General features: G+C 75.3%; 6 protein-coding genes. All 6 read right to left on the bottom strand.

Annotated features, from left to right (window positions below):
* Nucleotides 1–2,435: hypothetical protein (locus ACWENR_RS26895; protein WP_452279743.1), on the bottom strand; the 2,435-nt coding region annotated here is incomplete at its 3' end.
* A 252-nt stretch (nt 2,436–2,687) separates the two neighbouring features.
* A complete protein-coding gene (locus ACWENR_RS26890) occupies nt 2,688–3,323 on the bottom strand; it encodes a hypothetical protein (RefSeq protein WP_452279742.1) in 636 nt (211 codons plus the stop codon).
* On the bottom strand, nt 3,320–3,913 hold the full coding sequence (locus ACWENR_RS26885; protein WP_452279741.1) for a hypothetical protein: 594 nt from the start codon (nt 3,911–3,913) through the stop codon (nt 3,320–3,322). The genes ACWENR_RS26890 and ACWENR_RS26885 overlap by 4 nt, the downstream gene beginning before the upstream one ends.
* A gap of 4 nt (nt 3,914–3,917) precedes the next feature.
* Nucleotides 3,918–5,258 carry a hypothetical protein gene (locus tag ACWENR_RS26880; protein WP_452279740.1) on the bottom strand — a complete coding sequence of 447 codons (1,341 nt, stop codon included), beginning with the start codon at nt 5,256–5,258 and terminating at the stop codon, nt 3,918–3,920.
* Between the two features lie 120 nt (nt 5,259–5,378).
* A complete protein-coding gene (locus ACWENR_RS26875) occupies nt 5,379–8,672 on the bottom strand; it encodes a hypothetical protein (protein WP_452279739.1) in 3,294 nt (1,097 codons plus the stop codon).
* Between the two features lie 66 nt (nt 8,673–8,738).
* Nucleotides 8,739–9,791 carry a glycoside hydrolase family 2 TIM barrel-domain containing protein gene (locus ACWENR_RS26870; protein WP_452279738.1) on the bottom strand — a complete coding sequence of 351 codons (1,053 nt, stop codon included), beginning with the start codon at nt 9,789–9,791 and terminating at the stop codon, nt 8,739–8,741.
* Between the last annotated feature and the right edge of the window lie 141 nt (nt 9,792–9,932).

Here is a 9,932-nt window from a genome sequence, read left to right as displayed (position 1 = left end):
CTCCGGCGTGCCCGCCTCGGCGAACAACACCTCCCGCAACGGACGCGGCAGCAGCGGGTCGAGCTGACCGCACACCTCGTCCAGCGCGGCCGCGAGGTCAGCGTGTAGGTGCCGCTACCCGCGCGGTTGACGACGATCACGCCGACGCAGCCGTCGGCCGGCGCCGTGTACCCGAGGGACTCCGGCTGGCCGGCCCCGGCCCCGGTGGCGGCCGCCGCGCTCGCCCGGTCGCGCACGTACGTGGCCGGCGCACCCGCCGTCGAGGACACCACGAACAGTTCGGCGTCCTGGCTCGGGTCGCCCGGCGTCACGGTGAACGTCACCTGCTGGCCGGCGGTCAGGCACGAGTTCCAGACGGCGACCACGTCGGCCGCGCCCATCTGCCGCTTGGCGGTGTCGACGAGCGTCTGTCCGCCGTCGGCCAGCTCGACGGTGTACGCCCCGGTGCCGCTGACCCGGTGGACCCGGGGGTAGTAGTCGCCGAGCGGGCGCCGTCCGGCGTTCGAGTCGACGGCGACGAAGTCGGTGACGTCCACGCCGAGCAGGCTCTCCTCCAGGCGCTGGGTCTGTGCCCGGTCGTCGAAGACCGTCAGGTCGTCGTCGGCGCCCGCCGGCGGGCGGACCGCCACGACCGACCACGCCTCGTGCCGCGTCTCGTACCGGAAGTTCTGGTCGTTCGGCGGTGTCGTGGCGCTCACCTCGACGCCGTCGGTCAGACCCCGGCGGAACCCGTAGTCGATCGTGTTCTGGAACAGCGACCCCAGGGCCGGGTCGCCGACCTCGTGGCCGTCCCGGCCCCGGGCCGACCAGTAGGCGGCGAAGCTGGTCACCCGGTGGTCCAGGAACGTGTTCCAGACGTTCGTCAGCGAGTCGGCGTAGGCGTCGGTGCCCTCGGTGCCGCTGTCCAGCAGGTCCCAGATCGCGCCGGCGACGCGCCCCTCGACCTGGTCGCCGTCGTCCCAGCCGGCGGTGCCCCACGTCGCGGTGTCGATGTTGCCCCGGCCGGGCAGGTCGGGCTCGCTGAGCACCGCGGCACCGAACCAGTCGGCGAAGCCCTCGGACCAGGCGCAGGCCGGGCCGGAGCGGCGGGTGACGTAGTGCGGGCTGCACTCGGCGCCGATCGGCGGGTAGTTGTCCTCGTAGACGTCGTCCATGACGCCGTGGCCGAGTTCGTGGATCACCACCCACGGCGTGTCCGGGTCGGCGGCGAGCAGCCGCACCTCGTCGTCGCCGGTGTCGTAGTAGGTGCCGTCGGTGGAGCCGGGCTCCCACTCGATGTCGATGTTCTGGCAGCTATCGTCGCGCATGTCCCAGCAGTCGCCGGGCGTCCAGGACAGGGCGTCGTCGGCGGTGTCGTAGGCGTGGTAGGCCGGCATCAGCGTCGGGTCCGCGGTGTGCAGCCGCCCATAGTCGTACGTGCGGCCGTTGCCCAGGTCGTCCCGGGTGGTGCTGCGGAACGCGTACGCGTCGTCGTCCGAGTCCTCCACCTTGTACTGCGTGCCCTCGGTGACCGCGCGGACGTAGACGTCCTGGCCGCCGCCGCCGATCCCGTCGTCGTTGTTGAAGCAGGCACGGTAGGCGCCGTTGGCGTCGGTGAGGCCGACCGCCAGCAGGTCGTCGCCGAAGTTGTCGTCGTCCCACACCTGGTACTGCAGGTTCTTCGACGGGTGCCAGGCCCCGTTGTTGTCGCTGTAGTCGAAGCTGCCCGTGACGCAGGTGACCTGGGCCGGCGCGGGACCGGGCGAGGGTACGTCGTCGCCGTGCGGCGTGGGCAGCCCGGCGGTGCCGGCCGGGCGGTAGGGGACCGCCGGGTTGGCCGGGCCGGCCGGTGTGCCGGGCGGGGTCTGCGCGGCCGCGGCGTCGCCGTCGGCCTTGCCCAGCCGGGACTCGCGGGCCGTGGCGCCGACGGTCACCGGCACGCGGACCTCGTGGCTGCCCAGGACGGGTCCACCGGCGGACGTTGCCTGCGCCCGCACCACCGTCGCGCCGGTCCCGGTGGCGGTCAGGTCGATCCGGTAGCGCAGGGTGCGACCGGGTGTCGCGTCGACGGTGGTGTCCAGGGTGGTGACCTCGCCCGCGTCGGACGGCACGCGCGAGGCGGTCCGGGTCGAGGTGAACCCGGTCGGGACGGCGGCCGGGGTCAGGGCCGCCGGCAGTTCGACCCTTATCCGTAGGTCGTCGATCGCCAACCGGCTGTCGACGGTGACGGTGAGCCGAGCGGTCTGCCCGACGGCCGGCGCCCGGTTGAGCGCCGCCGTCACCGTCACGCAGCGCGGCCACTCCGAGCGGGTCGGTGTGCACTCCGCGCCGGGCTGGCCGGCGGGTGTCGGCGCGGCGGTGGCCGGTGTGCCGGCGCCGGCGGCGATGGTCAGTGCGGCGACGGCGCTGGCGAACCAGGCCGTCGTGCGGTGACGCGGTGACTTGCGGTGGTGCATGTGCCCTCCCCGTGCTCCGCGTTGCTCCGATGGTCGGATCCGCCGAAGGGGGGGTGGCGCGATGCTGGTGGACGCCACCGCGACCGGCCGTCAGGCGGCACGCAAGGGTGCGCTGATCAGCGTGGACGCCGTCCCCGTATCGACGAACCTCGACAAGTTACCAAGCGGTTTAGATCCATAGGAATCGATGTCGCCCAGGCGACAGTCAGTCGTCGGCGACCGCTGTCGTGCCCCGCCCGTCGCAGCCGGGCGTCAGAGGGCCGGCTCGGCGGTGATGCTGCGCGGCTCGAGGCGGACCGAGAACCGGATGCCCCCGATCGTGGTGACCTCGTCGGTCTCGGCGTTCTTCGCCGCCCACTCGTACGCCTGCCGGCGCAGCTCCGCGTCCTGCGACAGCAGGGCGTCGGCCATGGTGGCGAAGAGCGAGCCGCACACCTTGGCGCCCCGCTTGAGCGCGCAGTCCGCCCGGACGTAGCGCACCTGCGTCTCGCCGTCGAACTCGATGTCGACGGTCAGGTCCCACTTGAGGGCGCCCGGGGCCGTGCACTCCAGCCGCTGCGCGGCCTCGCTGACGGTCCGGGCGGGTCGGTCGGCCGGCGCGCAGGTGTAGGAGTTGGACTTCCGCAGCCAGCCGTCGGCGATGGTCGCGACCCTGACGCCGGGCAGGTAGCGACGATCCGCGGACGGGAAGTCGGCGTCCATCGACGGCGGCGCGGTCGGTCCGGCGGGATCGGCCGACAGCGTCCCCGCCACCCCACCGGCGAGCGCGCCGGCGAGCCCGCACAGGAGCAGGGCGACGACCACGGCGAGCACCAGCGCGACCCTGCCCGGCCCGGCGGCACGCCCCCTGCCCGCGGCCGGCCGGGCGGCGGCGTCCGGTGTGCTCATCCCTGGCTCACCAGGACCCGCAGCCGCAGCGCCGCCCTGTCGCCGGCCTGCAACTGGTAGCGGTAGTGACCGATGGTCGCCCTGGCGTCGGCGCCGCCGTCGACGCGCTGGTCGAGCCAGCCGCGCACCTCCTCGACGGTGACCGGGTCGTGGGAGACCGGTACGGAGCCGAGCCAGACGAGGAAGGACCTGGTCGTCGACGAGACCCTGTCCCCTTCGTCGGAGCGCACCGACGCCGAGAGATCGGTGACGAGACCCTCGTAGCTCTCGACGTAGGCCTCGAAGTCCGTCCGGGCGATCCGGAGCCGACAGGTCCAACTGCCGCCGCGTTCCTCGCAGGTGAAGCCCTTCCGGGTGAGGGCGTCGACCAGCGCGGCCGGGCTCAGGCCGGGCATGCAGCGGCCGCCCCCGCACCGGACGGTCTGGCTGCCGAGCTCCGCGTCGCGGGCGACGGCGAAGCCGCCGGCGCCGGCGCCGAGCAGCGCGACCAGACCGGCCACGGCGGCGACGGCGAGCAGCCGACGCCAGCTGGTGCGCCGTCGCGCCGTCGCGTCCGGACCGGATGGGGGATCGGGAGGCGTCGCCGGCACCGCGTCACGCTCCGTTCCGTACGAAGGCCGCCCACTGCCGGGTGAACTCGCCCCCGGTCACGCCGAGCACCCGCTCGCAGACGGCACTGAAGATCGGGGTCCGCACCAGGGGGTCACCCTCGGTGTCGGTGTACTTGACGACGCTGGCGTAGAACTCGACCGCCGCCGCCCGGTCCCTGCTCCGCTCGACGAAGGAGAAGACCGTGGCGGAGAGCGCGTAGTTGAAGCGCGAGGCCGGCCCGTAGAAGCCCTTCGAGGCGGGCATCGTGCCGTGGAAGGCGCCGGCCGCCACCCGGCTGCGCACGTAGGGGCGCTCGTCGATCCGCTCGACCCACCGGGCGAAACCCTCGACGGCCCAGGTCGGCGCGCCCAGCACCCAGCCGGCCGAGCTGAGGGCGGTCGTCCGGGATCCGACGCTGTGCGCGAGCTCGTGCCGGATCACCCGGCGGGGATCGTCACCGAAGTTCGCGATGGTCCGGAGGTTGACCACGACGCGCGAGCCGGCGTACTGCTCCTGGTAGACGTCGCCGTTCTGGCGCACGCCGTACTGCGGGACCTGGAAGCCCTCGACGTCCGGCGTGAAGTTGCCGACGCCGCCGAGGCCGTACCACCTCTTGAAGTTCGCCTCGTCGCGGGTCAGGAACAGCACGTGACCGGGGAAGCGGAGCCGGTCGCCCCAGAGCGACTCGACGTGGCGCACCTCGCCGCGGGTGGCGTCGGCGTAGCGCTGGAGGTCCGGCACGCTGGCGTCGCCGATCAGGCAGGCGTTGTCGACGTGCTGGACGGTCAGCGGCGACAGGTGCCAGGGGGCGTCGCCGGGCAACCCGTGCGTGCCCAGCTCGTTGGCGTTCTCCCGGGTGACCGGCAGGATCTCGACGATCGTCAGCCGGCCGTCGCGGACGGCCACCGAGTAGCGGAAGCTGGCGGCGGGAGCGACCCCGCCGGGGCCGGCGTCCGCGTCGAGCTGCACCACCTCGTGCACCGGCATGAACCGGTGCACCTCACCCTCCGGCGTGCCGATGGCCTGGCGCGCGAGGTAGCCGAAGGTGGCCAGCTTGAGTTTGCGCAGGTTGTCGAAGAGCAGCTTCTGCCCCCGCACCAGGTTGCCGTCGGACTGGTCCAGGTCCGCCAGGAAGGCCGCCTCGTCGCCCGCCCGCAGCGCCTCGGCCCGGCGGTCGAGCAGGCTCTGCAGGGCCTCCCGGGTGGGCCCGCCCGTGGACTGGTCGCCCTCGTCGCGCAGCGTGGGCCGCTCCTGCCTGCCGCAACCGGCCACGGCGAGGCCGGTGGTCAGCAGCAACGCGCGCCGCGACCAACCACCACAGAACCCGCCAGTAGGCTGCCGCACCCGCCCGCTCTCCCCGGTAGTCGATCCGAATCATCGTGGGGCCGCGGGCAGATGATGCCACGCTCCCGGCGTCGTGTCGATGTCCACATGCGACTGATCACGTCACCGCCAGGGGGCGCGTCAGCTCATGTCGACGGCGTACGCCTCCTCACGCACGTCGGCGTCGGGATGCCGGCGCAGCCCGATGAGCAGGTCCCGCCACGGGGCCTTCCAGCCGAAGCCGGCGCCGTGCCGGACGAGCGCCACCGCGAACAGCCCGCCGGCCAGATCGCCACGTGCCGTCAGTCGCGCGACGGTGTCGGCGAGAGCCGCCGGGTCGGGCCACTCGCGAAGGCCCCGCAGCCGGGCGCCGACGCGTTCGGCGGTGCGGTACGCGAGAACGGGCCGGCCGGCGCACAGCCCGGCGACCTCGTCGAGATCGTCCAGCCGGGAGAGGTCGACCAGCAGCCCCGCGGCCGTGCCGGTGAAGGCGGGACGACCGGCGAGCCACCGCGCCGCTTCGACCAGCGCGGTGCGGTCGGCCCCCGCCGGCCGGCTGCCGGACAGCAGGACCGCGCCGCGGGCGAGCACGTCGACGCGGCGTCGGGCGGGGCGGTCCGCCGTCGGGTCGCCCGGACGGTCGTCGTCCGCGTCGTGCTCCACGAGCCGGCGCAGCGCGGCGCCGAGCACCGCGTCGCCGCCGGCCCTGAGCAGGTTCGGGACCTCGACGGGCGTGGTCGTCTCGGCCAGGTCGGTGAGCCGGTCCGCGACCAGCTCGCCGATCCCGGCCAGCCACGGCGACCATTCCCCGAGCTGGCCGAACGCCGCGCCCCGGATCTCCCGGTCGGCGGCGCGGCACGCCTCGACGACGAGCGCGCCGTAGCGCGGCCGGTGCCGTTCCGGGATCGCGTACGGGTGCACGCCCAGGACCGCGCGTCGCTCCTCGCGGCTGCCGTCGACGGCGGTACGGAGGATGGTCCAGCTCTCCTCGGCCCGCAGCCGCCCGTGGGCGGCGGAGACGATCGCCGCGCGCACGTCGCGGTGCGCGTCCGGCGCCGTGTACGCGTCGCGCAGCGCCGCCATCACCGACGGCGGCCCGTAACGCGCCAACAGCCGGGCCGCCTCCTTGCGGCTCGTGATCTTCGCGGGGCCGGTCAGCACCCCGCCGAGCAGATCGGCCAGCCGGGCCGGCGGGACGTACCGGGCGGCCCGACCCGCCGCGTACAGCGCGACGCGCGCCCGGTCGCCGTCGGCGTGGCGCAGCAGCACCGGCAGCGCCTCGTCCGGCCGGTCTGTCCAGGCCAGCGCGCCCAACGCCGCCTCGGCGAGCGCCACCTCCGGGGCGTCGAGGTGGCGCGACACCAGCTCCCGGCCCGCGCCGCCGACGCGCGCGGCGGCCCGGATCGCGGCCGCCCGACGCCACACCTCCTGCTTGCCGTCGGCGACGACCAGCTCCTGCAACTCCACGAAGCGGGCCTGCTGGCGAGGCAGCCAGCGCTCGGTGTGCGGCGCCCAGGCGGGCACCCACCGGGTCCCCGGTTCGAGGAACCGGCCACGCCGGCGGACGAACGGGCCACGGGGGCGGCGGTCGAGCGCCCGGTCGAGCAGGTCGGTGCGGGAGGCGCTGATCGTCGCCCACACCTCGTGGATCGTCACCGCCGTCGGGTCGACGTCGAGCACCTCGGCCACGCGTTCCGAGCGCGTGCGCCGGTCGGCGAGCCACAGCGCGATCGCCGTGCGGGCCACCGAGGGCAGCGTGTGCGGGCCGATCGCCTGACGCAGCAACGCCTGCAGTCGCGGCAGCCGCCACGCCCGCCTGCCCAGCGCGTGGGTGAGCGCGAAGAGCGGACCGTACCGGCCACGGGCGATGCCGGCTTCCACCCAGCCGCGCAGCCGCTCGAAGACCATGGTCTCCTGCCCGCCGCGCAGCACCGCGTCGAAGCGGCGCAGCACCGGCACGCTGGCGCCGGTGCTCACCAGGTCGATCGTGAGCAGCGCCCACTCACGTAGCGCAGGCGCGGCGACGTGGTGCCGCAGGACGTCGGCGGCGAGTGCGCTCAGCGCCGTCGTGGTGGCGGCGGAGGCGTCCCGGGCGTCGACCGCGTCCGTGGTCAGCGCGGTGAGCCCCGCCGCCGTGCCCTCGGTGAGCAGCGGCGCCACCCTCGCGAGCGCGGTGAGCGCGGCCGCGCGTACCGGGTCCTGCTCGTTGCGCAGCCGGCCGAGCCGGAGGACCACCTCGGCCACCGCCCGCGGGTCGCGGGAGCGGCGGGCGGCCTCCACCAGCAGCGCGTAACCGTGCGCCCGCTCGCCGGCGTCACCCGAGCGCAGCGCCGCCTCCAGCGCCGCGGACGCCTCCGGCCAGGCGAGGTACGCGCTCCAGCGGCGCACCTCGGCCTCCCGCTCCCGGATTCTCGGCAGGCCGAGCACCCGGGTCGCCTCGCGGATCCGGACCGCCGCCGGCAGCACCTCCATGACCTCGGCGGCGGGAACGTGCACCGCCGTGTCGGCCTCGGCCAGGGCGCGGTCGTACAGCTGCGCGCGCCGGCGCGGCGCGACGGCGTCGAGCAGCGCCGCCAACGCTCGGCTGTGCTCACGGAGGCGGCCGGCCAACGGGGCCAGCTCGTCGTCGGGCAGCGCCGCGAGACGGCGCAGTACGGCCGGCGGCAGCGGGGTCCGCGTCAGCCAGGCCGCGCGGCCCGGCGCGGTGAGCAGTCGTACGACGCGACCCGCGTCGTGCGCCGCGAGCATGCCGTACGCGTCGAGCGGGCCGGGGAGCGTCTCCTCGGGCGCGTACCGCTCCAGCAGGTCGAGCGCCCGGGCCGGGTCGCATCGCAGCACGGCGTGGGCGGCGTCGGCCCAGACCCGCCCGCGCAGCTCGGGCGAGGCCGTTGCCAGCCGCTCGCGGACCCGGTCCGACAGGGGGCCGGAGTGCCGACGCACCAGCCGGGCGAGGTCGAGCGCGTGCTCCAGCTCGGGCAGCAACGCGCGTACCGTGTCGGCGCCGCAGGCCGGCAGCAGCGCGGCCGCCTCGTCGTCGCCGAACCGGTCGAGGACCTCGCCGATCAGCGCGTCGGCGACAGCCGGGGCGTACCGGCGGCCCAGGGCGCGGTAGACGCGCCGCCGGTCCGTCGCCGGCCGGTCGGCGAAGTCGTCGGGCGGGATGCCGGCCCGCAACGCGGCGGTGAGCGCGACGCCCCTGATCGACGGCTGAGGATCACGCCTGGCGGCGGCGACACCGTCGGCGTCCTGGGCCACCAGCGCGGCGACCAGGGCGAGATACCGCTCGTAGGGGCCGTGCCGGCGTAGGTCGGCACAGACCCCGGCGCGGTCGGGCGCGGTGCGGGCCCAGGCCGCGAGGCGGTTCATCCGCTCGCGGTACGGCAGCGCGTCGAACGAGGTCAGCAGGGTGCGGGTGGCGGCGAGCACGGCGTTCATTGTGCCCGCGACCGCGCCGCGACGAGATCGCTTATTCTCCGCCCGGTGGCCCGCCGGCGGCGGTGCTCAGAGCCGCAGCCGCCGGTTGACCTCGCGCACCAGGTCCGCCGGGAGCTTGAGCACCCGACGGTCGTAGGTCAGCAGCCCGTTGACCTCGTCCTCCACGTCCGACAGTTGGGTGTAGACGGTGGCGCTCAGCCCGGCGGCGACGGCCGGCGCGATCTGCTCGGCGTGCAGCCGGCGGAAGGCCTCGCCCAACGACTCGGCGTCGGTGAAGCGCCGGTATCCGAACTGGCGGTCGGTCGCGGTGTGCCCGTCGACGGCGAGGCTGTAGCCGCCGTACTCCGACAGGACCAGCGCCCGGCGGTCGCGGCGCCGGCGCGGCATCCGGAAGCGGCGGAAGTAGACGTGCAGGCTGCGCAGGTCCCCGCCGCCCTGGTCGTGCCAGCCGCTGGCGTGGTCGACGCTGCGGGTGGGGTCCAGCGCGGCGACCTCGGCGGCGACGGCGGCGGCGTCGAACTGCCCCCAGCCCTCGTTGAACGGCACCCACACGGCGATGCTGACGACGTTGCGCAGGTGCTCGACGGTGTCGCGCAGCTCGGCGCGGAACTGCTCGCGCCCGGCCGCGTCGGCGCGGGCGAACCAGCGGTGGCGGCGGTCGTCGAGCCGCAGCGGCGCGAGCGCGGGTGCGGTGACCACGAGCGGCCGGTAGCGGCCACCGCCGTTGACCATGTCCTGCCAGACCAGGATGCCCAGGCGGTCGCAGTGGAAGTACCAGCGCGCCGGCTCGACCTTGATGTGCTTGCGGAGCATGGTGAAGCCGAGCTGCTTCATCGTCGCGATGTCGTGCACCATCGCCTCGTCCGAGGGCGGCGTGTACCAGCCGTCGGACCAGTAGCCCTGGTCGAGGACGCCGGCGTGGAAGTACGGCGCGCCGTTGAGCAGCAGCCGTGGCGTGCCGTCCGGGCCGGGGCCGACGCCGAACGACCGCATGCCGACGTAGCTGTCGACCCGGTCCGCGCCGACTGCGACGGTGACGCCGTAGAGGTACGGGTCCTCCGGGCTCCACGGGCGCACCGCCGGGATCGGCACCCGGACCGCGCGGTTGGCGGGCGCCACCGCGGTGGGGGCGGCGTCGTCGCCGGCCCCGGGGGGGGGGGCCGGGGGGGGGGCGGCGGGGGCGGTGTGCCCGGTGACCTCCGCCCCCCCCGCGGCCCCCACCCCCGGCCGGGTGGGGCGGTGGACGTGTACCGCCAGAAC

The sequence above is a fragment of the Micromonospora sp. NPDC004336 genome (assembly GCF_053602615.1).
Note: the sequence above shows the minus strand (reverse complement) of the source record. Positions and strands in the feature narration are given on the sequence as shown.